This is a genomic window from Streptomyces sp. NPDC046805 (assembly GCF_040645355.1).
Taxonomy (GTDB): domain Bacteria; phylum Actinomycetota; class Actinomycetes; order Streptomycetales; family Streptomycetaceae; genus Streptomyces.
In genome coordinates this window covers 138,461-164,835 of record NZ_JBEYYC010000015.1, presented here as the reverse complement: position 1 = coordinate 164,835, position 26,375 = coordinate 138,461, and the positions used below count along the sequence as shown (strand labels likewise).

At 72.2% G+C, this 26,375-nt stretch carries 26 protein-coding genes; 16 read left to right on the top strand and 10 right to left on the bottom strand.

Features of this window, described 5'->3' with window-relative positions:
- The first annotated feature begins 305 nt into the window (after window positions 1-305).
- The 6 genes from ABZ910_RS18505 to ABZ910_RS18480 all read left to right on the top strand — a co-directional run bounded on the left by ABZ910_RS18505 (window position 306) and on the right by ABZ910_RS18480 (window position 7,539).
- Window positions 306-2,687, top strand: coding sequence for a phosphoketolase family protein (locus ABZ910_RS18505; protein ID WP_361365781.1), 2,382 nt, complete (start codon window positions 306-308; stop codon window positions 2,685-2,687).
- 110 nt (window positions 2,688-2,797) lie between these two features.
- The gene (locus ABZ910_RS18500; protein ID WP_361365779.1) at window positions 2,798-3,868 is read left to right on the top strand and encodes a zinc-dependent alcohol dehydrogenase family protein; all 1,071 of its coding nucleotides are present in this window, start codon (window positions 2,798-2,800) and stop codon (window positions 3,866-3,868) included.
- A 101-nt stretch (window positions 3,869-3,969) separates the two neighbouring features.
- The gene (locus ABZ910_RS18495) at window positions 3,970-4,587 is read left to right on the top strand and encodes a PadR family transcriptional regulator (RefSeq protein ID WP_361365864.1); all 618 of its coding nucleotides are present in this window, start codon (window positions 3,970-3,972) and stop codon (window positions 4,585-4,587) included.
- 150 nt (window positions 4,588-4,737) lie between these two features.
- Complete coding sequence (locus tag ABZ910_RS18490) at window positions 4,738-5,301, top strand: Clp protease N-terminal domain-containing protein (protein WP_361365776.1); 564 nt, start codon at window positions 4,738-4,740, stop codon at window positions 5,299-5,301.
- Window positions 5,302-5,388: 87 nt separating this feature from the next.
- Window positions 5,389-6,393, top strand: a complete 1,005-nt coding sequence (locus ABZ910_RS18485; protein ID WP_361365773.1) for an EamA family transporter — start codon at window positions 5,389-5,391, stop codon at window positions 6,391-6,393.
- A 174-nt stretch (window positions 6,394-6,567) separates the two neighbouring features.
- Window positions 6,568-7,539, top strand: coding sequence for an EamA family transporter (locus tag ABZ910_RS18480; protein WP_361365771.1), 972 nt, complete (start codon window positions 6,568-6,570; stop codon window positions 7,537-7,539).
- Between the two features lie 120 nt (window positions 7,540-7,659).
- Here the strand turns inward: ABZ910_RS18480 and ABZ910_RS18475 are convergent, their stop codons facing one another.
- Window positions 7,660-8,292 carry an FMN-binding negative transcriptional regulator gene (locus tag ABZ910_RS18475; protein WP_361365768.1) on the bottom strand — a complete coding sequence of 211 codons (633 nt, stop codon included), beginning with the start codon at window positions 8,290-8,292 and terminating at the stop codon, window positions 7,660-7,662.
- Complete coding sequence (locus tag ABZ910_RS18470) at window positions 8,292-8,996, bottom strand: pyridoxamine 5'-phosphate oxidase family protein (RefSeq protein WP_361365765.1); 705 nt, start codon at window positions 8,994-8,996, stop codon at window positions 8,292-8,294. Before ABZ910_RS18470 ends, ABZ910_RS18475 begins: the two co-directional genes overlap by 1 nt.
- A gap of 35 nt (window positions 8,997-9,031) precedes the next feature.
- Between ABZ910_RS18470 and ABZ910_RS18465 the strand changes: the two genes are divergently transcribed.
- A complete protein-coding gene (locus ABZ910_RS18465) occupies window positions 9,032-10,363 on the top strand; it encodes an aminotransferase class I/II-fold pyridoxal phosphate-dependent enzyme (protein WP_361365763.1) in 1,332 nt (443 codons plus the stop codon).
- On the opposite strand, the gene ABZ910_RS18460 is transcribed toward ABZ910_RS18465, so the two are convergent.
- On the bottom strand, window positions 10,360-11,340 hold the full coding sequence (locus ABZ910_RS18460) for a DMT family transporter (protein WP_361365761.1): 981 nt from the start codon (window positions 11,338-11,340) through the stop codon (window positions 10,360-10,362). The genes ABZ910_RS18465 and ABZ910_RS18460 overlap by 4 nt on opposite strands.
- 38 nt (window positions 11,341-11,378) lie before the next feature.
- On the opposite strand from ABZ910_RS18460, the gene ABZ910_RS18455 reads away from it, so the two are divergent.
- Window positions 11,379-12,281, top strand: a complete 903-nt coding sequence (locus ABZ910_RS18455) for a LysR family transcriptional regulator (protein ID WP_361365758.1) — start codon at window positions 11,379-11,381, stop codon at window positions 12,279-12,281.
- A 42-nt stretch (window positions 12,282-12,323) separates the two neighbouring features.
- Here the strand turns inward: ABZ910_RS18455 and ABZ910_RS18450 are convergent, their stop codons facing one another.
- Together ABZ910_RS18450 and ABZ910_RS18445 are read right to left on the bottom strand one after the other, a co-directional pair.
- A complete protein-coding gene (locus tag ABZ910_RS18450; RefSeq protein ID WP_361365861.1) occupies window positions 12,324-12,758 on the bottom strand; it encodes a pyridoxamine 5'-phosphate oxidase family protein in 435 nt (144 codons plus the stop codon).
- 35 nt (window positions 12,759-12,793) lie between these two features.
- Entirely contained in the window at window positions 12,794-13,225 is a 432-nt protein-coding gene (locus tag ABZ910_RS18445) for a Rieske (2Fe-2S) protein (protein WP_361365755.1), read from the bottom strand.
- 205 nt (window positions 13,226-13,430) lie between these two features.
- Between ABZ910_RS18445 and ABZ910_RS18440 the strand changes: the two genes are divergently transcribed.
- The 7 genes from ABZ910_RS18440 (at window position 13,431) to ABZ910_RS18410 (ending at window position 19,559) form a co-directional block, all read left to right on the top strand.
- On the top strand, window positions 13,431-14,195 hold the full coding sequence (locus ABZ910_RS18440) for a HipA family kinase (RefSeq protein WP_361365752.1): 765 nt from the start codon (window positions 13,431-13,433) through the stop codon (window positions 14,193-14,195).
- Between the two features lie 28 nt (window positions 14,196-14,223).
- Complete coding sequence (locus ABZ910_RS18435) at window positions 14,224-14,640, top strand: DUF3037 domain-containing protein (protein ID WP_361365749.1); 417 nt, start codon at window positions 14,224-14,226, stop codon at window positions 14,638-14,640.
- A gap of 124 nt (window positions 14,641-14,764) precedes the next feature.
- Window positions 14,765-15,526, top strand: a complete 762-nt coding sequence (fabG, locus tag ABZ910_RS18430) for a 3-oxoacyl-ACP reductase FabG (protein ID WP_361365747.1) — start codon at window positions 14,765-14,767, stop codon at window positions 15,524-15,526.
- A 22-nt stretch (window positions 15,527-15,548) separates the two neighbouring features.
- Window positions 15,549-16,310 (top strand): SDR family oxidoreductase, encoded by a 762-nt coding sequence (locus tag ABZ910_RS18425; RefSeq protein WP_361365744.1) that lies wholly within the window; start codon window positions 15,549-15,551, stop codon window positions 16,308-16,310.
- 283 nt (window positions 16,311-16,593) lie between these two features.
- Entirely contained in the window at window positions 16,594-18,171 is a 1,578-nt protein-coding gene (locus ABZ910_RS18420; RefSeq protein ID WP_361365741.1) for an ABC transporter substrate-binding protein, read from the top strand.
- An 81-nt stretch (window positions 18,172-18,252) separates the two neighbouring features.
- Entirely contained in the window at window positions 18,253-18,936 is a 684-nt protein-coding gene (gene ung, locus ABZ910_RS18415; RefSeq protein WP_361365738.1) for a uracil-DNA glycosylase, read from the top strand.
- A gap of 122 nt (window positions 18,937-19,058) precedes the next feature.
- On the top strand, window positions 19,059-19,559 hold the full coding sequence (locus ABZ910_RS18410; protein WP_361365735.1) for a hypothetical protein: 501 nt from the start codon (window positions 19,059-19,061) through the stop codon (window positions 19,557-19,559).
- Window positions 19,560-20,203: 644 nt separating this feature from the next.
- On the opposite strand, the gene ABZ910_RS18405 is transcribed toward ABZ910_RS18410, so the two are convergent.
- A complete protein-coding gene (locus ABZ910_RS18405) occupies window positions 20,204-20,716 on the bottom strand; it encodes a DinB family protein (RefSeq protein WP_361365732.1) in 513 nt (170 codons plus the stop codon).
- 168 nt (window positions 20,717-20,884) lie between these two features.
- Between ABZ910_RS18405 and ABZ910_RS18400 the strand changes: the two genes are divergently transcribed.
- The gene (locus tag ABZ910_RS18400) at window positions 20,885-21,796 is read left to right on the top strand and encodes a Gfo/Idh/MocA family oxidoreductase (RefSeq protein WP_361365729.1); all 912 of its coding nucleotides are present in this window, start codon (window positions 20,885-20,887) and stop codon (window positions 21,794-21,796) included.
- Here ABZ910_RS18400 and lnt read toward each other — a convergent pair.
- The 4 genes from lnt to ABZ910_RS18380 form a co-directional block, all read right to left on the bottom strand.
- Window positions 21,714-23,288 (bottom strand): apolipoprotein N-acyltransferase, encoded by a 1,575-nt coding sequence (lnt, locus tag ABZ910_RS18395; RefSeq protein WP_361365726.1) that lies wholly within the window; start codon window positions 23,286-23,288, stop codon window positions 21,714-21,716. The genes ABZ910_RS18400 and lnt overlap by 83 nt on opposite strands.
- Before the next feature lie 70 nt (window positions 23,289-23,358).
- Complete coding sequence (locus ABZ910_RS18390) at window positions 23,359-23,844, bottom strand: nuclear transport factor 2 family protein (RefSeq protein WP_361365723.1); 486 nt, start codon at window positions 23,842-23,844, stop codon at window positions 23,359-23,361.
- A gap of 90 nt (window positions 23,845-23,934) precedes the next feature.
- Window positions 23,935-24,444, bottom strand: coding sequence for a hypothetical protein (locus tag ABZ910_RS18385; protein WP_361365720.1), 510 nt, complete (start codon window positions 24,442-24,444; stop codon window positions 23,935-23,937).
- Complete coding sequence (locus ABZ910_RS18380) at window positions 24,441-26,189, bottom strand: sialidase family protein (protein WP_361365717.1); 1,749 nt, start codon at window positions 26,187-26,189, stop codon at window positions 24,441-24,443. Before ABZ910_RS18380 ends, ABZ910_RS18385 begins: the two co-directional genes overlap by 4 nt.
- Between the last annotated feature and the right edge of the window lie 186 nt (window positions 26,190-26,375).

Here is a 26,375-nt window from a genome sequence, read left to right as displayed (position 1 = left end):
CCCGGCGCCGGGCTCCGTACACCCCGTCGGGAGACATGCCATGACCGCTTCCGCGCCCGGTCCGCTGATGTCAGCGTGATCGGGTTTCCCGTGGCGGCCCATGGGCCACTCGGCCCATGGGCGAGGCCACTCGGCACCGTCGCATCGAGCGGGTCGTTCGGTCCCCGCCAGGGACCACCGGCCTCTGCACGCGAGATGTCCGCAGCCCGACGCTGGAACCAGATCCGCCGCCCCAGAACGAGTCCAGGGTACCGGCGCCCTTGCTCGGCGCCCGTGACCTGTGCCGATGCCTTCCGGAGTCGCCGATGCCCACGGTCGAACACCAGGACACCACCGTGCTTTCCGACCAGGAGCTGCGCACCCTGGTCGCCCACTGGCGGGCCGCCAACTACCTGGCGGCCGGCCAGATCTACCTGCTCGCGAACCCGCTCCTGACCGAGCGCCTCAAGCCCGAGCACATCAAGCCGCGCCTGCTGGGCCACTGGGGCACCACCCCCGGGCTCAACCTCGTGTACACGCACCTCAACCGTGTGATCAAGGCACGCGGGCTGAACGCGCTGTGCGTGTGGGGCCCGGGGCACGGGGGACCGGCGGTACTCGCCAACTCCTGGCTGGAGGGCAGCTACAGCGAGACCTATCCGGACGTGCCGCGTGACGGGCGCGGGATGGAGCGGCTGTTTCGGCAGTTCTCGTTCCCGGGGGGCGTGCCCAGCCATGTGGCCCCCGAGACGCCCGGCTCGATCCACGAGGGCGGGGAACTCGGCTACTCGCTGGCCCATGCCTACGGAGCCGCCTTCGACAACCCGGACCTGCTGGTCGCCTGCGTGATCGGCGACGGCGAGGCGGAGACCGGCCCGCTGGCCGCCTCCTGGCACTCCACCAAGTTCCTCGACCCGGTGCGCGACGGGGCCGTCCTGCCGATCCTGCACCTCAACGGCTACAAGATCGCCAACCCGACGGTGCTCTCCCGGATCTCGGAGCAGGAGCTCGACGCGCTGCTGCGCGGATACGGCCACGCGCCCCTCCACGTGACCGGCGACGACCCGGCCGAGGTGCACCGCGCCATGGCCGCGGCCTTCGACGAGGCGCTGGACCGCATCGCCCTGATGCAGCGCACCGCACGCGACGAAAGCATCACCGAGCGGGTGCACTGGCCGGTCATCGTGCTGCGCACACCCAAGGGCTGGACCGGCCCGGCCGAGGTGGACGGCAAGCCCGTCGAGGGCACCTGGCGGGCCCACCAGGTCCCGCTCGCCGGTGTGCGGGAAAACCCGGCGCACCTAGAGCAGTTGGAGACCTGGCTCAAGTCGTACCGGCCCGAGGAGCTCTTCGACGCCGAGGGCCGGCCCGTCGCCGACGTCCTCGCCTGCGTCCCCGACGGCCCCAGGCGGCTCGGCGCCACTCCGCACGCCAACGGCGGCCTCCTCGTACGGGACCTGCCGATCCCGGCGCTCGACGACCTCGCGGTGCCCGTCGACAAGCCGGGCACGACGCTGCACGAACCCACCCGGGTCCTGGGCGGCCTCCTCGAACGGATCATGGCGGACACGGCCGCCCGGCGTGACTTCCGCCTGGTCGGCCCCGACGAGACGGCCTCCAACCGACTTGAGGCCGTCTACGGCGCCACCGGCAAGGCCTGGCAGGCCGAGACGCTCCAGGGGGACGAGTACCTCGACCGGCACGGCCGCGTGATGGAGATCCTCTCCGAACACCTCTGCCAGGGCTGGCTGGAGGGCTATCTCCTCACCGGACGCCACGGGCTGTTCTCCTGCTACGAGGCGTTCGTCCACATCGTCGACTCGATGGTCAACCAGCACATCAAATGGCTGAAGACATCCAGGCAGCTGCCCTGGCGCGCGCCGCTCGCCTCCCTCAACTACCTGCTGACCTCGCACGTGTGGCGGCAGGACCACAACGGCTTCTCGCACCAGGACCCCGGCTTCGTCGACCACGTCCTCAACAAGAGCCCGGAGGTCGTGCGGGTCTACCTGCCGCCGGACGCCAACACGCTGCTGTGCGTGGCCGACCACGTGTTGCGCAGCCGGGACTACGTCAACGTGGTCGTGGCGGGCAAGCAGCCCTGCTTCGACTGGCTGTCGATCGACCAGGCCCGTGTCCACTGCGCACGCGGCGCCGGGATCTGGGAGTGGGCCGGCACGGAGAACGGTGGCGAGCCGGACGTGGTGCTGGCCTGCGCCGGTGACGTCCCCACCCAAGAGGTGCTGGCCGCCGCGCAGTTGCTGCGCCGGCACCTGCCCGAGCTCGCCGTACGCGTCGTCAACGTCGTCGACATGACGAAGCTCCTGCCGCGCGACGAACACCCGCACGGCATGACCGACTTCGAGTACGACGGCCTCTTCACCGCCGACAAGCCGGTGATCTTCGCGTACCACGGCTACCCGTGGCTGGTTCACCGGCTCGCCTACCGCCGCGCCGGCCACGACAACCTGCACGTGCGCGGCTACCGGGAGTCCGGCACCACGACCACGCCGTTCGACATGGTCGTCCGCAACGGCCTCGACCGCTACCGGCTGGTCATGGACGTCATCGACCGCGTGCCCGGCCTGGCCGTGCGCGCCGCCGCCGTACGCCAGCAGATGGCGGACGTCCGGACCCGCCACCATGCCTGGATCCGCGAGCACGGCACCGACCTGCCCGAGGTCGCCGACTGGAGCTGGGACGCCTGAGGGCCGTGCGGCCCGTGCGAAGCCGCCGGCTGTCGGACAAGCTGGAGGGAGGAGGCAGTCCCAAAATCGCCCGGAGCGAACGACCGCCATCGCCCGGAGGGAACATCGCCATGAAGGGCTTCGTCTTCCACGGCCCCGGAGAATCCGCCTGGGAGGAGGTCCCGGACCCCGACATCAGGGAAGCCACCGACGCCATCGTGCGCGTCGACCTCACCACCATCTGCGGGACGGATCTGCACATCCTGGGCGGCGACGTGCCCGAGGTGCGCCCCGGCACCGTGCTCGGGCACGAGGCGGTCGGCGAGGTCGTCGAGACCGGCCGTGACGTGCTCACCGTGCAGCCCGGTGACCGCGTCCTGATCTCGTGCATCACCGCCTGCGGCCGGTGCGGCTACTGCCGGGAGCAGGCGTACGGCCAGTGCCGCGGCGGCGGGGGCTGGATCCTCGGCCACCTGATCGACGGCACGCAGGCCGAATACGTCCGGGTCCCCTTCGCCGACCTGTCCGTGCACGCGCTGCTCGGCGGGCTCGACAGCAGGGCCGCCGTGCTGCTCGCGGACATCTTCCCCACGGCCTACGAGGTCGGCGTGCTCAACGGGCACGTACGGCCCGGTGACACCGTGGCCGTCGTCGGCGCGGGCCCCATCGGGCTCGCCGCGATCGCCACGGCCCGGTTCTTCGCCCCCGAGCGCATCCTCGCCGTGGACCTGGCGCCGTCCCGGCTGGAAGCGGCCAAGCGGCTCGGCGCCGACGCCCTGGCCGACGCGCGCGAAGGCCCCGAACAACTGGTGGCCGACCTCACCGACGGGCTGGGCGCCGACGTGGTCGTCGAGGCGGTGGGCGTTCCGGAGAGCTTCGAGCTGTGCACCCGCATGGTGCGGCCGGGCGGGCACGTGGCCAACATCGGCGTGCACGGCAAGCCCGCGACGCTGCACCTCGAAGACCTGTGGATCAAGGACGTGACCATCACCACCGGCCTGGTCGACACCTACTCCACACCGACGCTGCTCAGGATGGCGGCCGCCGGTCAACTGCCCACGGCTGCGCTGGTCACGCACATCTTCCCGCTGGACCACATGGAGGAGGCGTACGACGTCTTCGGGCGGGCCGCCGACACCGGTGCCCTCAAGGTGGTGCTGGGCGGCGAGCAGCACGAGGTCGTCGCCGTCCGGGAGGCGTGACGAGCGGACGCGGACGGGCTGGGAGGGGCATTGTCATGGGGAGTTCTCCGATATATCGTCGAGGTATCGCGACAGATCGACGGTGGATCGGAGTGAGAGCGATGCACGGCCATGGATTCGAGCGTGGACATCGACAGGACGGACCCCACCGGCACGGCCGGCACGGGTTCGACGAGCGGCGGGCGGCGTTCGGGCCCTTCGGTCCGGGATTCGGTCCCGGTGGACCCGGTTTCGGGCCGGGACCCTGGGGGCCGCGCGGACGGGGTGGCCCGAGGGGGAGGGCCCGGCGCGGCGACGTGCGGGCCTCGATCCTGGCCCTGCTGAAGGACCGGCCGATGCACGGCTACGAGATGATCCAGGAGATCGCCGAGCGCAGCGGCGGGGCGTGGAAGCCCAGCCCCGGCTCGGTCTACCCGAACCTCCAACTGCTGGAGGACGAAGGGCTGATCATCAGTGAGAGCGAAGGCGGCAAGAAGCTGTTCTCGCTCACGGAGAGCGGTCGCGCCGCGGCCGACGCGGGGCCCGACGCCCCCTGGGAGGAGGCGTCCCGCGGGGTCGACTGGGAGGCCCTCAGTGAGATCCGCCAGGCGGGTTTCGGTCTGATGGAGGCCTTCGGCCAGGTCTGGAAGACGGGCAGTGAGGAGCAGCGCGCGAAGGCCATGACCGTCATCAACGACGCCCGCAAGAAGCTGTATCTGATCCTCGCCGACGAGGACTGACGACGGGCCGACGGGGAAACCGAGACGCGATCTTCCTCTGATCTCCTCCGTAAGGAGGAGATTCCCGTCGTCGATATCCACTCCCCGCGGCACGCGAAGATGCTTCCCTTCGGTGATGACACGCGCGGGAGGGACTGATGGGGTGGGGATGTGCACCCCCGTATCCCCCGCCAGCCCGCTCCTGACTTCGCTCTTGACCAGGACACGCGCCGCGCGGACGACGATGCCGGGCTCGGCGCCGAGCTCGCGGCGGTGGTCGCATGTGCCCGCCGGAGGGCCGTGCGGGACGCGGACCGGCAGGTCGACACCGCCCATCTGCTGCACTCGCTCCTGGAGTTCGACCCCGACGTGTGCGCCGTCGTCGGACCCGCCCCGCAGATCGCCCGCCTGCTCGGCTATCTCGTGCAGCGCAGCATCGGCTACGGACTGCGCTGGCAGCGCGCGGTGGAGGACTCGGCGGACGCCAAGTCCGTGGTGCGGGACGGCGAACCGAAGAGCGCGGACGGATGCTCGCCGCTGGTCGCGGCCGCCCTGGAGCACGCGCGCGAACGCGCCGGGCGACGCGGTGGCGACCGGGCCGACGGCATCGATCTGCTCGCGGCGATCGTCGCCGATCCCGAGGCCCGGGCCGTCGAGGTGCTCGGCCGCGCCGGGATCGAGGCGGCCGTCCTGCTCGCCCGGATCGAGAAACGCGACAGCGGCGCCCCTTGCTGAGGAACGCGGGTCGGCCGGGGCCGGTCCCGTCCAGCCGGTGAGACAGGTGTCAACGGAGGTGACGCTCATGTCATCCCCTGTCATCATGTGCCGGTGCATACGTCTGAGAGCAGTCAGGGCGGCCGCGGAAGGGGCGTCGGGCTCGGCCTCGCGCTCGTGTCGGCACTCGCCTTCGGGGGGTCCGGTGTCGCGGCGAAGCCACTGATCGAGGCGGGCCTCGCCCCGCTGCACGTGGTGTGGCTGAGGGCGGCCGGTGCCGCCGTGCTGATGCTGCCGCTCGCCGTGCGCCACCGCGCCCTGCTGCACCGGCGCCCCGCCCTGCTCGCCGGGTTCGGGCTGCTCGCCGTGGCCGGCGTCCAGGCCTGCTACTTCGCCGCGCTCTCGCGCATCCCCGTCGGCGTCGCCCTGCTCGTCGAGTACCTGGCCCCCGCGCTGGTGCTGGGCTGGGTGCGGTTCGTGCAGCGGCGGCCGGTGACACGGGCCGCCGCGCTCGGCGTGGTGCTCGCGGCCGGCGGCCTGGCCTGTGTGGTCGAGGTGTGGTCGGGCCTGCGCTTCGACGCGCTCGGGCTGCTGCTGGCGCTCGGCGCGGCCTGCTGCCAGGTCGGCTACTTCGTCCTGTCCGACCAGGGCAGCGAGTCGGGCACCGAGGCCCCGGACCCGCTCGGCGTCATCGCGTACGGCCTGCTCATCGGCGCCGTGGTGCTGACCGCCGTCGCCCGCCCCTGGACCATGGACTGGGGCGTGCTCTCCGGCACCGCGCACCTGAACGGCACTCCGGTCCCGGCCGCCCTGCTGCTGGCCTGGATCGTCCTGGTCGCCACGGTCGTCGCGTACGTCACCGGCGTGCTGTCGGTGCGGCGGCTCTCGCCGCAGGTCGCGGGAGTCGTGGCCTGCCTCGAGGCGGTCGTCGCGACCGTGCTCGCCTGGGTGCTCCTCGGCGAGCACCTCTCGCTGCCCCAGGTCGTGGGCGGCGCGGTCGTGCTGGTGGGCGCGTTCATCGCGCAGTCCTCCACGCCCGCCAAGGGCTCCGCCGAGCCGGTGTTGAGTGGCGGCGCCGAGCGGGAGTTGTCGGCTCCGAGAACCGCGGCTTAAAGTGGTGATCATGCCGACCGCACTCGTCCTTCCGCCCCCGGCCGCCTGACGCGGGCCTCCGGGAATCACGCCTGGCGCATTGCCGGGCGGGACGGTGCTGCCCGCAGATGAAGTCCGTGCGCCCCGCCGAACGGGGTCGCTTCCCGTACTTCTGCACATCTGCGGAGACAACTCGTGTCGAAAGCTGCTATGGGCCTGCCCCTTGGGCGTGGCCTTCTCTACCTGATCGTCGCCGGTGCCGCGTGGGGCACCGCGGGCGCCGCCGCGTCGCTGGTCTACCGGGCCAGTGACATGGGCGCCGTCACCCTCTCCTTCTGGCGCTGCGCGGTCGGGCTCGTCCTGCTGCTGGCCGGGCGGCTGCTGCGCCCGAGCACCTCTCGCTCCCCTCGACCGGCCCGCCGCGAACCGCTGCCCCGCCGGGCCGTGAAGGCCGTCGCCATCGGCCTCGGCCTGGCCGTCTTCCAGACCGGCTACTTCGCGGCCGTGTCGGCCACCGGCCTCGCCGTGGCGACCGTCGTCACCCTCGGCGCCGGCCCCGTCCTCATCGCCCTCGGCGCCCGCCTCACGCTGGGGGAGCGGCTCGGGCGCGGAGGAGTCGCCGCCGTCGCCGGGGCGCTCGCCGGGCTGGCCGTGCTGACACTGGGCGGTTCGAGTGCGACCGTACGTCCGTGGGGCGTGCTGCTCGCGCTGGTCTCGGCGGCCGGCTACTGCGCCATGACGCTGCTCACCCGGTGGTGGGGGCGCGACAGCGACACGGACGGTTCCGACACGACCGTGTGGGCGTTCGCGGTCACCAGCCTGTGCCTGCTGCCGTTCGCCCTCGCCGCCGGGCTGGTGCCGCACACCGCCGAGGCGGCCCGGGTGCTGTGGCTGCTGATCTACATCGCGGCCGTGCCGACCGCCCTCGCGTACGCCCTCTACTTCGCGGGCGCCGCCGTCGTACGGTCCGCCACCGTCTCCGTGATCATGCTCCTGGAGCCGGTGAGCGCGGCCGTGCTCGCCGTCGCCCTGCTCGGCGAGCACCTGACGGCGTCCACGGTGGCCGGCACCCTGCTGATGCTGGGCTCGGTCGGGGGGCTCGCGGTGGCGGAGGCACGCGGGGCACGTGAGGCACGGCGGACGGAGGAGCAGCCGGCCCTGGTGTGACACGGCCCGGGGGCGCCTCCTCACCGGGCGCCCCCTTCGGCCGACCGAGCCCATCCACAACTCCGGCCCCTCTCCGGCAACTCCGGCCTCCGTCGGCTGCTCAGGCCGCTCGTCGGCCGGTCACGTCCCCTGTCGCCGTACCAGATGGTCCCGGGCCGCCCGGTCACCCGGGCCGTCCCGCCGCGCCAGTTGCGCTCCGATCCGGTTCCGGATCTCCTCCGGCTTCTTTCCCGCGTACTTGAACTTGGCCCGCACCTCGGTCACTTCGAGGCGCAGCCCGCGGATGCCGGACAGCAGCCGCCCGTACGGCGCCTCGCCCGGCGCCGCCCGGGACGAGCCGCCGTCCGGCTGGAAATGGCCGAGTTGGCGGTTGAGGAGGTCGGCCTTCTCGGCCGGGTCGTCCACGACATGGGCCGTGCAGCGGAGTTGGACGGCCGCGTAGAAGCTGGTGGGGACGCCGTTCTCGGACGGGCAGGTCGGTGCGGCCTGCCAGGGGCCGGGGACGTACACGTAGTCGTCGACCACGCTCAGCAGGACCCGCGGGTCGGCTTCGAGGGCGGGCCAGAGCGGGTTGGGGCGGGCGAGATGGGTGACGGCCTCGCCGCGGTCGGCGTCATAGGCGAAGTGGAGGGGCTGGACGAAGGGCGGTTCGCCGGGCAGGCCGTTGACCGCGAGCTGGCCGAAGTCGTGGGCGGCCAGCCAGGTCTGCCACTCGGTGTCGTCGAGAGGTGCGTCCCAGGGGTGGATCAGCATCACAACGCCTTGAGGTAGTCGGGGAGTTCGACACCGGGGGACAGATCGGCGTCGGCGACCGGGCTGTCGTACCCCTTGCGCAGCGGGACGACGCCGGCCCAGTGGGGAAGGGCGAGGTCCTCCGGCTCGTCGTTCACGCCGCCCGTGCGCAGCTTGGCGGAGACCTCGTCCAGGTCGAGGCGGATCACCGTCGTGGCGGCCAGCTCCTTCTTGTTCGCGGGCCGGGAGTCGGCGGAGCGGCCGGGTACGACGTGGTCGACCAGGGCGTCAAGGGCCACCCGGCGCTCCTCGGGGTCGGTGACCTCGTGGGCGGTGCCGTGCACCACGACCGAGCGGTAGTTGATCGAGTGGTGGAAGGCGGACCGGGCCAGGACCAGGCCGTCGACATGCGTGACCGTCAGGCACACCGGCAGACCCGGATCGGCCTCGCCCGTCATCCGCAGCGGGCGCGACCCCGTGGACCCGTGGACGTACAGGCGCCGGCCGACCCGGCCGTACAGCGTCGGCAGCACCACCGGGGCGCCGTCGCGGACGAAGCCGAGGTGGCAGACGTAGCCCTCGTCGAGTATCGCGTGCACCAGGTCCTTGTCGTACGACGCCCGGTCCGCGGCGCGCGTGGGGACGGTGCGGTCCGTCGGCTCGTAGGCCGCGGGCGGTATCGACGGCGACGGCGACGATGGCGAGGACTGCTGAGCGCTGTGCATGGCGCCCTCCATTGCACTAGTGCATAATTTGTTTTGTGCTAGGAGAGTATCGGATCGAAGGCCGGGGCGCAGCAGAGATCGCGGCGAGCGTCGAACGCGCGGTGGGCGCCGGCGCGCTGGAACCAGGGCAGCTACTGCCGCCCATGCGGGAGTTGGCGACCCGCCTGGGCGTCAATCCCCATACGGTCGCGGCCGCGTACCGCACCCTGCGCGAGCGCGGGGTCATCGAGACCGCCGGCCGTCGCGGCAGCCGCATCCGGCCCAAACCGGCCACAACGGCCCGTGATCTGCTCGCCGTCGACGTGCCCGCCGGGGTGCGGGACCTGGCCGACGGCAACCCCGATCCCGCGCTGCTCCCGCTCCTCGCCCCGGCCCTCGCGGCGGTGGCGGCGGAGGCCGACCGGCAGCCGGTCCTGTACGGCGGCGACCCCGTGGAGCCGGAGCTCGCCCGGATCGCGCGGGCCGCACTAGACGCCGACGGTGTGCCCGCCGGGCCGCTCGCCGTGGTGTCCGGAGCCCTGGATGCCATCGAGCGTGTGCTCGCGGCGCACCTCAGACCGGGGGACGTCGTGGCCGTCGAGGACCCCGGCTGGGGCCGGATCTCCGACCTCGCACCGGCCTTGGGGCTGCGCACGGCCCCGGTGGGCGTCGACGACGAGGGGCCCCTCGCCGACGACCTGCGCAACGCCCTGGAGTCGGGGGCGCGCGCCGTCGTCGTCACCAGCCGCGCGCAGAACCCCACCGGAGCCGCGGTGAGCGCCCCGCGCGCGAGGGCCCTGAGCGACGTCCTGCGCGGGCATCCGCGAACCCTCCTGATCGAGGACGACCACGGCCACGGCATCGTCGACCTCCCGCTGCACCCCCTCGCGGGCGCCACGCACCATTGGGCCTTCGTCCGCTCGGTCGCCAAGGCCTACGGCCCCGACCTGCGGCTGGCCGTCCTCGCCGGTGACCCCGTCACCGTCGACCGGGTGCGGGGGCGGCAGCGACTCGGGCCGGGCTGGGTGAGCCTGCTGCTCCAGCGCACCGTGGTACGGCTGTGGGCCGACGGCGCGGTGGACGGCGCCGCGGTGGCGGCGGCGTACCGCTCCCGCCGTGAGCTCCTCGCCGCCGCCCTCGCCGAGCGCGGTGTCCCGTCCCATGGCCGCAGCGGCATGAACCTCTGGGTGCCCGTCCCCGACGAGACCGGCGCGGTCGCGCGCCTGCTGCACGCGGGCTGGGCGGTCGCACCCGGCGCCCGCTTCCGGCTGAGCGCCCCGCCCGGCATCCGGATCACGGTCTCGACGCTGACGCCGGAGGAGACCGCTCCGCTGGCGGACGCCGTGGCCGCGGCGCTCCTGCCGCGGCGACCCGGGAGTTACGTCTAGATCCTGCTCCGTCGGCCGCTCTCCACCTGCGTGAGCGCCGCTCCCGCCAGCACGATCAGCGCCCCGACGGGCGTCGTCCAGGCCAGCGACTCGTTCAGGATCGCGACGCCGGCGGCCGTGGCGATGACGGGGATGAAGTACGTGACCATCTGGGCGGTCGTCGGGCCGACCTCGGCGACCAGGCCGTACTGGATGAGGACGGCCAGGCCGGTGCCGAGGGCGCCCAGTGCGGCGACGGCGAGCAGCGGCAGGAGGGAGAAGTGCGTCGGGAACGACGTGAACAAGGGAGTGATGACGGCCAGTTGGAGCGTGGCCAGCAGAAGCTGGGCGCCCGTCATCGACAGGTGCGAGTGGCTCGACCCGGCCAGCGTGCGGCGGACGTAGATCCAGCCGATCGGGTAGCTGAGCGAGGCCAGCAGGGCCATCGCCGTGCCCGTCGCGTCGAGGCCGTGGAAGCCCTGCCAGGCGCCGAGGACCGTGAGGACACCGAGGAAGCCGAGGCCGAGCCCCGCGACCCGAAGCCGCGTCGGGCGGTCCTCGGAGAGGGCGACCAGGGACAGCGCCATGCCCCACAGCGGTGAGGTGGCGTTGCAGATGCCGGCCAGGGTGGACGGGATCGTGAGCTCAGCGTAGGCGAACAGGGAGAACGGCAGGGCGTTCAGCAGGAACGCGGCGACCGCCAGATGGCCCCACGTCCGCGCCCCGCGCGGGAGCCGCTCCCGCTTCACGGCCATCGCCGCCACGAGCACGGCCGTACCGAACGCCAGTCGTCCCAGGGTGACTTGGAAGGGCGCGTAGCCGTGCGTGCCCACCTTGATGAGGAGGAAGCTGAAGCCCCAGATCAGGGACAGCACGCCGAAGCGGAGGCGCCAGCCGAGGCGGGCGCGGGGGCGGCGAGGAGTGCGGACCCGGGTGCGGGTGGCGGCGGTCATGGTGCTCATGACGTCAACGATGCGGCCAGCAATCTCGTAGCACAATCGAGATTTCTCGCCTGGTACCTCTTAGAATCCCTTACATGTTGAACCTCGAGCGCCTGCGCACCCTCGATGCCCTCGCCCGGTACGGCTCGGTCAGCGGCGCGGCCGAGGCGCTGCACGTCACGACGTCCGCGGTCTCGCAGCAGATGGGCAAGCTGGAGCGGGAGGCGGGGCAGCGGCTCCTCGCCAAGAACGGGCGGGGCGTGCGGCTCACGGACGCCGGGCGCCTGCTGTCCGAGCACGCGGCGCGGATCCTCTCCCAGGTGGAGCTCGCCCAGTCCGACCTGGAGGCGCACCGGGGGCAGGTCGTGGGCGAGCTGCGGCTGTCCGCGTTCCCGACGGCCGCGCGCGGCCTGTTTCCCACCGCGCTCGCGACCCTGCGCGCCGAGCACCCGGCGCTGCGCCTGCGCTCCAGCGAGCTGGAGCCGGAGAGCGGCGTCGCCGGAGTCGTCCGCGGCGACCTCGATCTCGCCGTCGTCCTCGACTGGTACAACAAGCCGATGGCCGTCCCGGACGGCCTGGTGAAGGCGCCCCTGCTGGACGACCCCGCCGACGTCGCCCTGCCCGTCGGACACCGGCTCGCGGGCCGGGACGAGGTGGACCTCGGGGAGTTCGCCGAGGACGAGTGGATCACCTGGGGCGACGGCGAGTTCTGCCACGAGTGGCTGATCTTCACGTTGCGCTCGCGGGGCATCGAGCCGATCGTCGGCCATCGCGCCGCCGAGACCCACACCCAACTGGCCCTGGTCGCGGCGGGGTTGGGCGTGTGCATCGCACCACTGCTGGGCCGGCAGCCGGTGCCCCCGGGCGTCGTCACGGTCCCGTTCAAGCAGCGCGTACGCCGCCATGTCTACGCCGTCTGGCGGGCCGACGCCGACCGCCGCCCGTCGATCCGCGCGGCGGTGCAGGCGCTGCGGGCGGCGGCCGCGATCATCGGCTGAACCGCCGCACCCGCCCTCACGCGTCCCCTCGGCCCAACCGCCTTACAGCGGGCCCAGCTTGCGGAAGTCCCAGGAGACGATTTTCGCCGGCGTCAGCCGGATCCAGGCGTGGCGACCGTCGTACGGCATCTCCTCCAGACCGAAGTACTTGCGCGCGAACTGGGTCTCCGGAGCGTCGAGTTCCGCGCACAGCAGGCCGGTCCGCGGGATCTCGCCGACGAACTCCGCGGTGCCGGACAGCTCGACGCCGCGCAACTGGTCGTACTCCTCACCGGAGTCGACCACGATCGCCACGCGCGGATCCCTGCGCAGCTCCGCCCAGCGCCTGCTGCGCACCACCGAGTACAGCCACAGCGAGGTGCCGTCCCACGCGAACCACAGGGCGCTCACGTGCGGCCCGCCGTCCGCGGACACGGTGGCGACCCGGCAGGTGCGCTGGGCGGTGAGGAACGCGTCGAGCTCGCCGGGCGTCATCATGATCTTCCGGCCCCGCCGCTGCGGGACGGTGTCGCTCACGCGAGTTCGATCTTGTCCCCGGACACCTTGATCTTCTGGGTCGGCAGCGGCGAGGTCGCCGGACCCTTCTTCACGCTGCCGTCCGCGACGGAGAACGCGCTGTGGTGGCACGGGCAGGTGATCACGCCGTTGGAGATGCCGCTCACCTGGCACCCCTGGTGGGTGCACTTCGACGAGAAGGCCTTGTACGTGCCCGCCGTCGGCTGCGTGACCACCACCCCGTGGTCCGCGAGGATCTTGCCGCCGCCCTCCGGGATCTCGGAGGTCTTGGCGAGCGCGGTGCCGCTGGCGCCGGCGGCGCCGGACGACTTGTCGTCCGAGTTCGAACCGCAGGCGGTGAGCGCGGCGGCGATGCCCGCCGCTCCGGCCGCGGCCACGACGGTACGGCGGGCCGGTCCCGTTGCGGGGCTGGGCGATGCGCTGGTCATGAGGGGGTTCCCTTCCACGAGCCGTTCGTGCACGAGCTGTTCGTGATCCGTCCAGGGGTACGGCCCGCGGGCGAGACCTGTTCACACGGTGGCGAGATCTTGACGTCTTCGAGATCGAACGGCGACACACCTCAGGCCGTCGGCCGTCGCCCCGACGACGGCGCACCGCGCCACCCTCCCGCCGACTCCCCAGTAACCTGGGGCGATGCTCAAGGAAGTCATCGCGACCCGCTACATCACGCCCCTGCGCGAGGGCGGCTCGCTGCCGGGGCTCGTCGAGGCCGACGACTTCGGGACGTACGTCATGAAATTCACCGGCGCCGGACAGGGCCGCAAGACCCTGGTGGCCGAGGTCGTGTGCGGGGAACTGGCCCGGCGGCTCGGCTTCCGGGTGCCCCGGCTGGTGACGATCGAGCTCGACTCCGTGCTGGGGCTCGGCGAGCCCGACCGGGAGGTGCAGGAGCTGCTGCGGTCCAGCGGGGGCACCAACCTCGGCATGGACTTCCTCTCCGGCGCCCTCGGCTTCGACCCGCTCGCCTTCGCGGTGGACCCCGCGGAGGCCGGCCGGATCGTCTGGTTCGACGCGCTGGTGAACAACGTCGACCGCTCCTGGCGCAACCCCAACCTGCTGATGCACCGGGGCGCGCTGTGGCTCATCGACCACGGCGCGACCATGATCTGGCAGCACAACTGGCCCGGCGCCGAGGCCTCCGCGGGCCGCCCCTACGACGCCTCGGACCATGCCCTGAGCCGCTTCGCCCCCGATGTCGCCGCCGCTGCGGCCGAGTTGGCGCCCCTGGTCACCGCGGAACTCCTCACCGAGGTGACCGCCGAGATCCCCGACGCCTGGCTGACCGACGAGCCCGGCTTCGACACCCCGGACGACCTCCGGCGGGCCTACGCGCGGCCGCTGCTCGCGCGGGCCGCCGTCATCCACGAGCGCATCGACGGCGTCGAGAGCGCCAAGTGACCGAGATCAGCGGCATCGAGGAGGCCGAGTGACCGAGCGCCACATCATCAGGGCGGGCCAGGGGGGCGGCCGCGACATCTTCGAGTACGCCCTGCTGCGCGTCGTCCCCCGCGTCGAGCGCGGCGAGTGCATCAACGCGGGCGTGGTCGTCTACTGCCGCGGCCAGGCTTACATCGGTGCGCGCACCCACCTCGACGAGGCCAGGCTGCTGGCCCTCGACCCGGACGCGGACGTGGCCGGCGTGCGGGCCGCGCTCGGTGCGGTGGAGGGCGTGTGCGCGGGGGGACCGGCGGCCGGGCAGGCGGCCCACGACGACGCCGGGCGGCGCTTCCGCTGGCTGATCGCGCCCCGCTCGACGGTCGTGCAGCCCGGTCCCGTGCACACCGGGCTCACCACCGATCCGGCGGCCGAGACGGAGCGGTTGCTGGATCTCCTGGTGAGGTAATGGATCACACGCACCCGGTGGGCCGTTGACACCGGGTGCCAGGGCTTCTAGCGTCACGTCTGCTGAAGGTACTAAGCGGTCGCTCACCGCGGCCCGGGATTCTCAAGGGCGAGGAGAAGCAGCAATGTCCACCACTGATCAGCGGGTCGCCGTCGTCACCGGCGGAGCGCGCGGTATCGGCGCCGCCACCGCCGTACGACTGGCCGCCGAGGGACGCGCGGTCGCGGTCGTCGATCTCGACGAGGCCGCCTGCAAGGACACCGTGGAGAAGATCACCGCGGCCGGCGGCAAGGCCATCGCGGTCGGCGCCGACGTCTCCGACGAGGCGCAGGTCGAGGCGGCCGTCGCGCGCGTCGTCGAGGAGCTCGGCGCGCCGACCATCCTCGTCAACAACGCGGGTGTGCTGCGCGACAACCTGCTGTTCAAGATGTCGGCGTCCGACTGGGACACCGTCATGAACGTGCACCTGCGCGGCTCGTTCCTGATGACCAAGACCGTCCAGAAGCACATGGTGGACGCGGGCTTCGGGCGGATCGTCAACCTGTCCTCGTCCTCCGCGCTGGGCAACCGCGGCCAGGCCAACTACTCGGCCGCCAAGGCCGGTCTGCAGGGCCTCACCAAGACGCTGGCCATCGAGCTCGGCAAGTTCGGCATCACGGCGAACGCGGTCGCCCCCGGCTTCATCGCCACCGAGATGACCAAGGCCACCGCCGAGCGCGTCGGTATGGGCTTCGACGACTTCAAGGCCGCGGCCGCCACGCAGATCCCCGTGCAGCGGGTCGGCGAGCCCGAGGACATCGCGAACACCATCGCCTTCTTCACCGGCGAGGGCGCCGGCTTCGTCTCGGGTCAGGTGCTGTACGTCGCCGGCGGACCGCTCGACTAGCTGAAACACAGGGATCACGAACATGACTGAACTGCCCGCACTCTCCGGCAGGGCCGCCCTCGTCACGGGCGGCAGCCGCGGCATCGGATACGGCATCGCCGAGGCGCTCGTCGCGCGCGGCGACCGCGTCTGCATCACCGGCCGAGGCGAGGAGGCCCTCAAGGAGGCCGTCGAGAAGCTCGGCTCCGACCGGGTCATCGCCGTCGCCGGCAAGGCGCACGACCTGGACCACCAGGCCGAGGCCGTCGAGCGCACCATGGAGGCCTTCGGCCGCGTCGACTTCCTGGTCAACAACGCCGGTACGAACCCGGTGTTCGGGCCCATGGCCGACCTTGACCTGAGCGTCGCCCGCAAGGTGTTCGAGACCAACGTGATCTCGGCGCTCGGCTTCGCCCAGAAGACCTGGCACGCCTGGCAGAAGGACAACGGCGGCGCGATCGTCAACATCGCCTCGGTCGCGGGCCTCGCGCCCTCGCCCTTCATCGGCGCGTACGGCGTCAGCAAGGCCGCGATGATCAACCTGACCCAGCAGCTGGCGCACGAGTTCGCGCCCCGGGTGCGGGTCAACGCGATCGCCCCGGCCGTGGTGAAGACCAAGTTCGCGCAGGCGCTGTACGAGGGCAGGGAGGCGGAGGCCGCCGCTGCCTACCCGCTCGGCCGGCTCGGTGTGCCGTCCGACATCGGCGGCGCCGCCGCGTTCCTCACCTCGGAGCAGTCCGACTGGGTCACCGGGCAGACGCTCGTCGTCGACGGCGGCATCTTCCTGAACGCCGGCGTCGCCTGACCGCCCGGTGTGATCGCCTGGTCCGGCCGTCCGGCCCGACCGCCTCGGGCGCCGTTCCCCGCACGGGGGTCGGCGCCCGAGGCGTTGTCCGGGAAAAGTTCTGTCGGACAAGGGGTGCGCCGGACAAAACAGGAGCAGTTTCGCGACAGGCGATCCGAGCGGCGGGTGACAACGTCGTCATGCCGAAATTGATCAACAACCCCTGTTTCCGGGGAGGTTCAGCCGCCGGAGCCCTGCGGTATCGTCTGCCGACCCTTGGTATGGCAGATCGAGGAGCGTGCGCGTGTTCAACCGGAACCGAAGCCTCAAGCGACTGGCGGCGGTCGCCTCCATATCCCTGGTGGCCGGATGCGGCGTCTTTTCCGACGATGACCCGGACAGCAAGGTGCCCATCGTCGTCGGAACCACCAGCGCCCCCAGCACGCTGGACCCCGCCGCCTCCTGGGACGGCTCGTGGGAGCTGTTCCGGAACATCTACCAGACCCTCCTCGCCTACCCCAACGGCGCGACCTCACCCCAGCCCGACGCCGCCGCCAGCTGCGGCTTCATCGACAACGCGAACCGCACCTACCGGTGCGAGCTGCGCTCGGGCATGACGTTCGCCGACGGGCACGCGCTGAACGCGCAGGCCGTCAAGTACTCGATCGACCGCATCAGGAGCATCAACGCCCCCGGCGGCCCCGCCGGACTGCTCGGCAGCCTCGACCACGTGCAGGCGCGCGGCGACAGCGAGGTCGTCTTCCACCTCAACAAGCCCGACGCCACCTTCCCGTTCGTGCTCGCAACCCCTGCCATGTCCATCGTGGACCCCCGCGACTACCCCGCCAAGTCGCTGCGCAAGGACGGCAAGGTCTTCGGTTCCGGGCCCTACACGCTCGCGGCGTACCAGGACGGCAGGAAGGCCGAACTGGTGCGCAACGAGCACTACCAGGGCTTCGCCAAGCTGCAGAACGACGCGGTGACGATCCGCTACTTCCAGGACTCCACCACCATGGTCAAGGCGCTGCGCGCCAAGCAGATCGACGTGACCTACCGCGGTCTCGCCGCCGACGACATCCTCGCCCTGCAGGGGCACGACTCGTCGAACGTGCAGCTGGTGGACGGCGCCGGCATGGACATCAGCTACCTGGTGTTCAACCCCAAGGACCCGTGGGCCAGGAAGACCGCCGTCCGCAAGGCCGTGGCGCAGGTCGTCGACCGCGGCGCGATCGCGCACAAGGTCTACAAGGACACGGTCGACCCGCTGTACTCCATGGTCCCGAACGGCCTGACCGGCCACTCCACCGGCTTCTTCGACGACTTCGGCGAGCCCAGCGTCTCCAAGGCCCGTAAGATCCTCACCGGGGCGGGCATCACCCAGCGCGTCCCGCTGACCCTCTGGTACACGACCGACCGCTACGGCTCCGAGACCGCCCTGGAGTTCCAGGAGCTCAAGTCCCAGCTGGTGCGCTCCGGCCTGTTCACCGTCACCCTGAAGAGCCGCCCCTGGAAGACCTATGTGGTGGGCTACCAGAAGGGCGAGTACCCGGTGTTCGGGCGCGGCTGGTTTCCCGACTTCCCCGACGCGGACAACTTCATCGCCCCGTTCGTCGGTGAGCAGAACGCGCTCGGCACGCCGTACCCGGTGCCGAAGATCACCGACAAGCTGCTGCCCGAGTCGCGTCAGGTGAGCAACCGCGCCGACGTCGTGAAGCAGTTCAAGGAGGCCCAGCAGATCCTGGTGAACGACGCGCGGCTGTTGCCCCTGTGGCAGGGACGGCAGTACGTGGCCGCCAGCGACGACATCTCGGGCGGCGAGCGCGCGCTCGACCCGTCGACGATCATGATGATGTGGGAGCTGCACCGCAAGACCAGCTGGTGACACGGTCCGCGGGACCGATTGTCAGTGGTCGCCTGTAGTTTCGGAGATCTGCAAGTGACCGCACACCGTGAGGACGTTGACGTGACCGACATCGCCATGCTGCCCGAGTCCTGGCGCGGGGTTCTGGGCGACGAGCTGCAGCAGCCCTACTTCAAGGAGCTGACCGAGTTCGTCGAGGGGGAGCGGGCGGGCGGCCCCGTCTACCCGCCGCGCGAGGAGGTCTTCGCCGCGCTCGAGGCGACGCCGTACGACAAGGTCAAGGTCCTCGTCCTCGGCCAGGACCCGTATCACGGCGAGGGCCAGGGACACGGCCTGTGCTTCTCGGTGCGGCCCGGTGTGAAGACGCCGCCCTCCCTGCGGAACATCTACAAGGAGATGCAGGCGGAGCTGGACACGCCGATCCCGGACAACGGCTATCTGATGCCCTGGGCCGAGCAGGGCGTCCTGCTGCTCAACGCGGTGCTCACCGTGCGCGCCGGCGAGGCGAACTCGCACAAGGGCAAGGGCTGGGAGAAGTTCACCGACGCCGTGATCCGCGCGGTGGCCGGCCGGCCCGACCCGGCGGTCTTCGTCCTGTGGGGCAACTACGCGCAGAAGAAGCTCCCCCTGATCGACGAGACCCGGCACGTCGTGGTCAAGGGCGCCCACCCCTCGCCGCTGTCCGCGAAGAAGTTCTTCGGTTCACGCCCCTTCACCCAGATCAACGAGGCCGTCGCCCGTCAGGGCCACGAGCCGATCGACTGGACGATCCCGAACCTGGGCTGACCTCCGCTCCGCAAGGCCGGCCCCGTGTCGTACGGGGCCGCCTGACCGGGATTGCCGCGGCCGCCGGTTAGCGTCGGAAGGGACAGGCCCCCGGGCGGGCCCCCGAGTACGCGGAGGACGCGGTGGCGGAGCGACAGGAGCGGACGGCGCCGGAGTCCCTGCCGACGCGGATCGGGCAGGTCGTCATGCTCCACCACGGCGGCGACCGCGAGGAGGCCCGGCGCCGCCTGCTGGCCCTGTGGGCGGAGATCGGACAGGACGGCGACCCCCTGCACCGCTGCACGCTCGCGCACTACCTGGCGGACACGCAGGACGATCCCGAGGACGAACTGGCCTGGGATCTGAGGGCGCTGTCGGCCGCAGAGGAACTGGGCGACTCCGCGGCGGTGCACAGCCGCTGCCCCTCCCTGCATGTCGACCTTGCCGCCGACTACATCAAGCTGGGCCGCTCCGAGGCCGCCCGCGTCCACCTGAACCGGGCCCGCGGCGCGGCGGGAGCGCTGGGCGACGACAGCTACGCGGACGGGGTGCGAGCCGCGATCAGCCGGCTGGAGCTGCGGTTGCGCGAGGGGGGATCGCCGGGCGGAGAGCAGTGGGGACCGCCCCGTCAGCGGCCCACATAGCCGCCGACATGGCGTCGGTCCCCGCACGCGCGCGGATCAATGCCTGTATGCCCGCGCGCAGATCGCCGCCGCCGGGCTGTCCGGCCGCCAGCCACCGTACTTCTCGCCCAACGCGCACAAGTCCGGCTTCCCGGGCCCGGGCCGGCCCACGTCGGGTACGGCGACGTGCGGCCGGCCCGGGACCTCCCGGTCCGGCTGTGGAGCGGGACGCACCCGCGACGGCGCCGGGCGATGTGTGACCGGCGGGGCAGCCGGACGGCCCGACGCCCCGGCCCCGGCACCGTCCCCGGGCCGTTCGGCCCGTTCCCGCTCGGCCCGCCGGGACGGTCCCGCCATCTCCAGCGCCTCTCGCGCCGGCGCCCGCACCACCCGCGGCCGCGGACTCCCGTCCGGCCGGGGCGCCGACGACTGAGTCGGTGCCGTGTCCGGCGGAGCCCCCGGCGTCGCCGGACGCTGGACGGTCACACAGCCGGAGAGGGCCGAGACGGCCACGGTGACCAGGAGCGCTGCGGTGGTCGTCGATCGATGCACCCGCGCCACTCTGCTGGGTCGGTCCCCGCCAGGGAACGGAGCGGCGGCGGATGATGGCCCACACGGGTGAACTCCCACACCGTACGGGGGGCCGGGGCCCGTCCAGGCTGACGTCAGTCGCCGGTGACGCCGTCGAGCCGCTCGCGGATCAGGTCGGCATGGCCGTTGTGGCGGGCGTACTCCTCGATCATGTGCGTGTAGATCCAGCGCAGGCTGAACGGCTCCTCGGTGAACCGGCTCCGGCCCTTGGAGAGGTCGTCGAGGCCGAGGCCCGAGGCGTGCTGCCGGGCCACGGCGATCTCGGCCTGCCAGTCCGCGTACGCCTGAGGCCAGGTGTCCGCCTCGGTGAGGTGGAACTCGCCGTCCGGGTCCTCCTCGCTGCAGTAGAGCGGCCCGGGATCGTCGTCCGCGAGCACCTTGCGGAACCACCCCCGCTCCACCTCCGCCATGTGCCGCACCAGCCCCATGAGCGACAGCTCGGACGGCGGCACCGACGCGGTGCGCAGCTGCTCGTCGGTGAGGCCCTCGCACTTGAGGGCGAGCGTCTGGCGGTGGTAGTCCAGCCAGCCTTCCAGCATGGTGCGTTCGTCGGCGTTCTGGGCGGGTTCACGGCGCTGGGTCGTCATGCCCGCATCCTCACCCAACTCGCCCCGGCGGGCCAGGAGTTTTCCACCGCGCCCCACCAGGTGCTCCCCGGCCTGCACGGCTTCGACGACGTCGCGGGCCGCCGCCTGCGTATCCTTCCGGGAAGGAACAGGCGGAACAAGCGCTGGGCAAGGGCCAGGGGAGAGCACGTGAAGGTCGGCTGCATCGGACTCGGCGACATCGCGCGGAAGGCGTATCTGCCGGTGCTGGGCGTGCAGCCGGGCATCGACCTGCACCTGCACACCCGGACACCCGCGACCCTCACCCGGGTCGCCGACGAACTGCGCGTCCCGGCCGAGCGGCGGCACCCGAGCCTGGACGCCCTCCTCGCCCAGGACCTCGACGCCGCCTTCGTGCACGCCCCCACCGCCGTGCACCCCGAGATCGTCACCCGGCTGCTGGAGGCGGGCGTACCGACGTACGTCGACAAGCCGTTGGCGTACGAACTGGCCGACTCCCAGCGGCTGGTGGAGCTCGCCGAGGAGCGCGGTGTCTCCCTCGCCGTGGGCTTCAACCGGCGCTTCGCTCCGGCTTATGCGCAGTGTGCCGAGCATCCGCGTGAGCTGATCCTGATGCAGAAGAACCGCATAGGGCGCCCCGAGGAGGCGCGCACGCTGGTGCTTGACGACTTCATCCACGTCGTCGACACGCTGCGGTTTCTCGTTCCGGGGCCGGTCGATGACGTGAGCGTGCGGGCCCGGGTGGAGGGCGGGCTGGTGCACCACGTCGTGCTCCAGCTCGCCGGGGACGGATTCACCGCGCTCGGCACGATGAACCGGCTCAGCGGCTCGGCGGAGGAGATCCTCGAGGTCTCCGGGCAGGACACCAAGCGGCAGGTGATCAACCTCGCGGAGGTGGTCGACCACAAGGGGCAGCCGACGGTGCGGCGGCGCGGCGACTGGGTTCCGGTGGCCCGGCAGCGCGGCATCGAGCAGGCGGTGCTGTCGTTCCTCGACGCCGTGCGAGCCGGCAAGCCGCTCAGCGCCCGTGACGCGCTGGCGACTCACGATCTGTGTGAACGGGTGGTGCGTGAGGTTCAGGAGCGTTCCGCCGCCTCGTGAGCGTCCGTACGGCCTCGGTGGCGCACAGGCCGGCGAGCACGAGCAGCGCGACGTCCACCGGCCAGTCGCCGTAACGGACGAACGGCGTGACGCCGTGCGCCAGCGGCACCTCGTACACCCGGGCCGTGCTCGCGTCGGTGCCCAGCCACGGGCCCAGCCGCTGTCCGCCGGGGCCGTAGACGGCGGAGACTCCGGTCAGCGTCGCGTGCACCATCGGGCGGCCGGTCTCGGCGGCACGCAGCGCGGCCAGCGACGCATGCTGCTCGGGGGCCCAGCTGTCCTGGAACGTCGACGTCGAGGACTGACCGAGCAGCACGTCGGCGCCGTCCTGCGCCAGGTGCCGGCTCATGTCGGGGAAGGCGGTCTCGAAGCAGATCATCGGGCCGACGCGCAGCCCGTGCCCGACGTCCATCACCACCTGCTCGGTGCCCCGCCTGCGGTCCTCCCCGGCTGCCCTGCCGACCGAGGTCGCCCAGCCGAGCACGGAGCGGGCCGGGATGTACTCGCCGAAGGGGACGAGCCGCATCTTGTCGTAGCGGGCGCCGGTCGGGCCGCCCGGGCCGATGAGCACCGAGCTCTTGTAGATCCCGGGCCGGTCGGAGCGCCGCGCATCCACGTTGACGAGGATGTCCGCGCCGGTCTCCCGGGACAGCGCCGCGATCCGCCGCGCGAGGTCGGGCCGCTTCCCGAGGTCGTATCCGACGCTGCTCTCGCCCCAGACGACCAGGCCGACGTGCTGCCCGGCGAGGCCCCGGGTGAGCCGCTCCTCGCGGTCGAAGCGCCGGGAGGGGCTGGCCAGACCGTCGACGACGCCTGGCTGTACGACGGCGATGCGCGCGCGGCCGTCGACGTCGGGACGCGGTGACCAGACCCACGCCGCCGAGGTCGCGGCCGCCGTGGCGGCGAGCGACGCCACCGCCGGTATCCGGGACTCCCGCACGGCCACCAGCACGGCGACCGCGACGTTCACCGCCACCACCAGGAAGCTCAGCAGCCACACCCCGCCCACCGAGGCCAGCCGCAGCGCCGGCTCCACCTGCCACTGGCTCGCGCCGAGCATGCCCCAGGGCCCGCCGAGCCCCTGCCAGGACCGGACGAGCTCCACCACCAGCCAGACGGACGGCAGCACGAGCAGCGCGGCCGCGCACCGCCCCAAAGAGGGCGTCCCGCCGAGGAACCGGCGCACCAGCCATCCCCACGGCGCCCAGAGCGCGCCGAGCAGCGCGGCGATCACGAAGATGAAGACGTTCAGGTTCGGCAGCAGCCAGTGGTGCATCGCCAGCATGAAGCCCGCGCCGCCGAGCCAGCCGTCGTACGCCGCCCGCCGTCCGGTCGGGGCGGTGCGGGCGAGCAGGATCCACGGGACCAGCGCGACATAGGCGAACCACCACAGGGACGGCGCGGGAAACGAGAGCACCGGCAGGGCACCCGCGACGACGGCGACGACGGAGCGCCGCCACGGGGTGACGAGCCAGTGGTCCAGCACCCTCATACGTCGCCTCCTACCCAGCGGCTGCCTCCAGTGTGCGCGCCGGGACGCCCGCTCGACAGGGGGCGTGGGCTCAGTTGATCACGGGTGCGGGCGGCCCGCCCGCGAGGCGGCGCCACTTCTCCTGGACGACGACCCGGCGCAGCCGCCAGCCGTCGGCCGTCCGCACCAGCCCGAACGCGTACCGCCCGCCGCACACGACGTCGGGTGCCCCGGTACCGTCGCCGCTCCCGGCGGCCCGCAGCGGGCTGACGTAGTCGGCCTGCACCGTGGCGGTGTCACCGGCGTCCTGCTCCAGGGCCCCGAACCGCACCCGCCGGTTGACGACCAGATGCTGTCGCACGGCGAACGGCGCCAGGCTCTCGGCGAGCCAGTCCGCGACCTGCCGCGCGTCGCCCTCGATGCCGCCGGCGGACCGGTAGTCCGCCCGCCCGTCCACCGTGAACAGCCTCCGGTACGCCGCCCAGTCCCCGTCGTCCACCGCCACCGCGTACTCGGTGACCAGCCCGTCCACGGCCAGCCGGTCCATCACGATCGCGAGCTCCACACGCTGCGTCATCGGCACAGTGTTGGGCACGGGACGGACGGAGCCAAGAGGCCGGCGGGGAGATTCGGTGGCGACGGGGCTGGGCAGGGCCGTCCGGCCGGTTCAGGAGGCGGTGGACGTCAGGTACGTCAGGTACACGCCTCCCTTGCAGTCGGGCATCTTCCGCAGGGCCCAGCGGCCGTCGACGGCGGCGGAGGAGAAGTCGGACTCGGCGTCGTCCTCCTCCACCTCGCCGTCCTTCGGCGTGAATCCGGCCTTGGGGAGCCGGTGTTGCAGGAACGACAGGGCCGCCCGGAAGCCACCCCGTACGACGGTGCTCACCACGAGGCGGTCACCGCTGCGGTGCTCCACCGACGTCACGACCGCGCCGTCGGGCACCGGCAGGTCCGCCGGGAACTCCTTGGGCAGCGGCAGCGAGGCGGCGGTGGGACAGCCCCCGGACGCCGCCGGAGCGGCCTTCGCCCCGGCCGAGGCGCTCGGCGCCTGCCCGGCCGCGTACGGCGTCGCGCCCGAGGGCTCGGCGCCGGGCCGGGCCGCGGCCGAGCAGCCGGTGAGGGCTGCCAGGCCGAGGACGGCGCCGAGCAGGACGGCGGCCGGGGACGAGGGCTTCACTTACGGGCCTCCTTGGACGTGGGCTTCAGGTGCGTGTGGGCCGACTTCGCGTGCGAGCCGGCGACCACGGCGTCGAACGCGCCGTACAGCGTGTTGCCGGAGGACTGCCGGGCGATGGACGCCAGCGCGTCGAAGTTCTGCGCGCCGCCCGTGGCACAGGCACCGGTGCAGCCGTCGGCGTAGGCGGCGAGCACGCGGCCCTGGGCGTCGGTCGTGACGTCGTTGAAGTCCAGCAGGTTGCGGTCGTTGCCGCAGGTCGTGCCGCCCGTGCAGATCGACCCCTTCTGGACCGGGTCGTTGGGGGTGGCGTCGACGGTGACCCAGGACTGGCCGCCGTCGTAGGTGGTGGCTGTGTAGAGGTGCCAGACGCCCTTGAAGTTGTCGGCGTCCTGGTAGTTGCCGCCCGTGGTGGTGCCAAGGAAGGTGAAGGCGGCACGGTTGTCGTCGCCCGCGGTCACCGCCGGGAAGACGATGTTCTTGATGCCGAGCGAGGCCCCCACGTTCTGGTCGTACAGCCAGGTCCTGCCCTTGTCGTGGCTGACGCCGATGCGCGGGGTGCCGTCACCGTTCTGGTAGCCCATGTAGACGGTTCCGGCGGCCCCGATGCCCACGCTCGGGTCGGAGTCGGCGGGGGAGCTGGACGGGTTCTTGCGGACGGTCCACGACAGCCCGTTGTCCTCGGAGACGGCCATGCCCTGGTTGTCGCCGCAGCCCCTGTTCGGCACGTACACCGTGCCGTCGGGGGCGACCTTCACATGGCCGTGCAGTCCGCCGCAGTCCAGCAGCGAGTACATCGGCGCGGCGGGCCCGTACGACAGACCGCCGTCACGGCTCACCGCGCAGGAGGCGTCGGCGATGTCCTGGGAGCAGTAGTAGACGGCGTTGGGGTACGACGTGATCGGGCCAGGGCCGCCCGGGGCGAAGCGGCCGCCGCCGATGGTCTGGTGGTCCACCCCGGAGTTGATGCCCGAGCCGCCCGTCGGTGTCCACGTGTCGCCGTCGTTGTCGGTGAAACAGGTCAGCGCGGTCTTGCCGGCGAGCTGCGACTCGAAGGTGCGGTGGGTGTCCGGGTCGGTGAACAGGATCGGGTCGAGGCTGGTGGTGCTGCCCTGCGGGCAGCCGTTGGCCGCGCTCGCGCTCTTGTCCTGCCAGGTGGCGTTGCCCACGCTGTCGTAGGTCACCTTGAGCGTCGATGTGTACGCCTGGAACATCGCGGCGCCGCTCGCCCGGTTGACGCCGATCGAGGGTTCCCCGGCGTTGTGCGCGTCCGCGATGCTGTCGGGCGCCGAGGAGTTCGCGTACGTCGGCGGGGTGGCCGTACTCGGCGGGGGATTCACCGGGTTGGCGACCAGGGAGGCGGTGGCGTCGAAGCTCTCGCCGAGCGGGTTGAACGGCACCACGCGCACGGTGTACGACGCCGTGACGGCCGGCAGCACCACGGCCTCGGGGTCGGTTGAGCCGGCGGAGGCGGCCACCTCGTTCCCGGCACTGTCGAGGACGTACAGGTCGAAGTCCGCTGCGGAGTTGGCCCACTTGGCGGCGACGCGCAGGCTGTGACCGGCGTCGTATCCCGCGGGCACCGACACGTTCAGGGCGTAGTCGTCGCAGCTCTGCGGGCCCGAGCAGTTCACCGTTCCGGTGGTGCCGGTGGTGTTCGGGGTGGCGAAGGGGCCGGCGCTCCACGTGGTCGTGGGGTTGCTGTCGCTGACCGATCCGGAGGGCGGAGTGGCGGCATCGGCCGTCACACTCGGCAGGGTGCCGGCGAGGAGCGCCAGCAGACCGATGGCGAGACGCCCCCGCGACCGCGGATGGCGGTGAAGACGGAGTGCGGAGAGGAGAGTCACAACTACCTCGTGGGTTTGTGAGTAGGACGAAGCGTGTGCGGGTTGGTGCGCGGCGGTACGGATGGGGCCTACATCTGCTCTACGGGG

What these genes read in the sequence shown, in the direction of transcription:
- ABZ910_RS18470 (WP_361365765.1), bottom strand. Translation starts at nt 8,996, where the DNA reads ATGCACAGCGCTCAGCAGTCCTCGCCATCGTCGCCGTCGCCGTCGATA.
- ABZ910_RS18405 (WP_361365732.1), bottom strand. Translation starts at nt 20,716, where the DNA reads ATGACGACCCAGCGCCGTGAACCCGCCCAGAACGCCGACGAACGCACC.
- ABZ910_RS18440 (WP_361365752.1), top strand. Translation starts at nt 13,431, where the DNA reads ATGCTCAAGGAAGTCATCGCGACCCGCTACATCACGCCCCTGCGCGAG.
- ABZ910_RS18425 (WP_361365744.1), top strand. Translation starts at nt 15,549, where the DNA reads ATGACTGAACTGCCCGCACTCTCCGGCAGGGCCGCCCTCGTCACGGGC.
- ABZ910_RS18450 (WP_361365861.1), bottom strand. Translation starts at nt 12,758, where the DNA reads ATGATGACGCCCGGCGAGCTCGACGCGTTCCTCACCGCCCAGCGCACC.
- lnt (WP_361365726.1), bottom strand. Translation starts at nt 23,288, where the DNA reads ATGAGGGTGCTGGACCACTGGCTCGTCACCCCGTGGCGGCGCTCCGTC.
- ABZ910_RS18500 (WP_361365779.1), top strand. Translation starts at nt 2,798, where the DNA reads ATGAAGGGCTTCGTCTTCCACGGCCCCGGAGAATCCGCCTGGGAGGAG.
- ABZ910_RS18455 (WP_361365758.1), top strand. Translation starts at nt 11,379, where the DNA reads ATGTTGAACCTCGAGCGCCTGCGCACCCTCGATGCCCTCGCCCGGTAC.
- ABZ910_RS18390 (WP_361365723.1), bottom strand. Translation starts at nt 23,844, where the DNA reads ATGACGCAGCGTGTGGAGCTCGCGATCGTGATGGACCGGCTGGCCGTG.
- ABZ910_RS18445 (WP_361365755.1), bottom strand. Translation starts at nt 13,225, where the DNA reads ATGACCAGCGCATCGCCCAGCCCCGCAACGGGACCGGCCCGCCGTACC.
- ABZ910_RS18505 (WP_361365781.1), top strand. Translation starts at nt 306, where the DNA reads ATGCCCACGGTCGAACACCAGGACACCACCGTGCTTTCCGACCAGGAG.
- ABZ910_RS18475 (WP_361365768.1), bottom strand. Translation starts at nt 8,292, where the DNA reads ATGCTGATCCACCCCTGGGACGCACCTCTCGACGACACCGAGTGGCAG.
- ABZ910_RS18495 (WP_361365864.1), top strand. Translation starts at nt 3,970, where the DNA reads ATGCACGGCCATGGATTCGAGCGTGGACATCGACAGGACGGACCCCAC.
- fabG (WP_361365747.1), top strand. Translation starts at nt 14,765, where the DNA reads ATGTCCACCACTGATCAGCGGGTCGCCGTCGTCACCGGCGGAGCGCGC.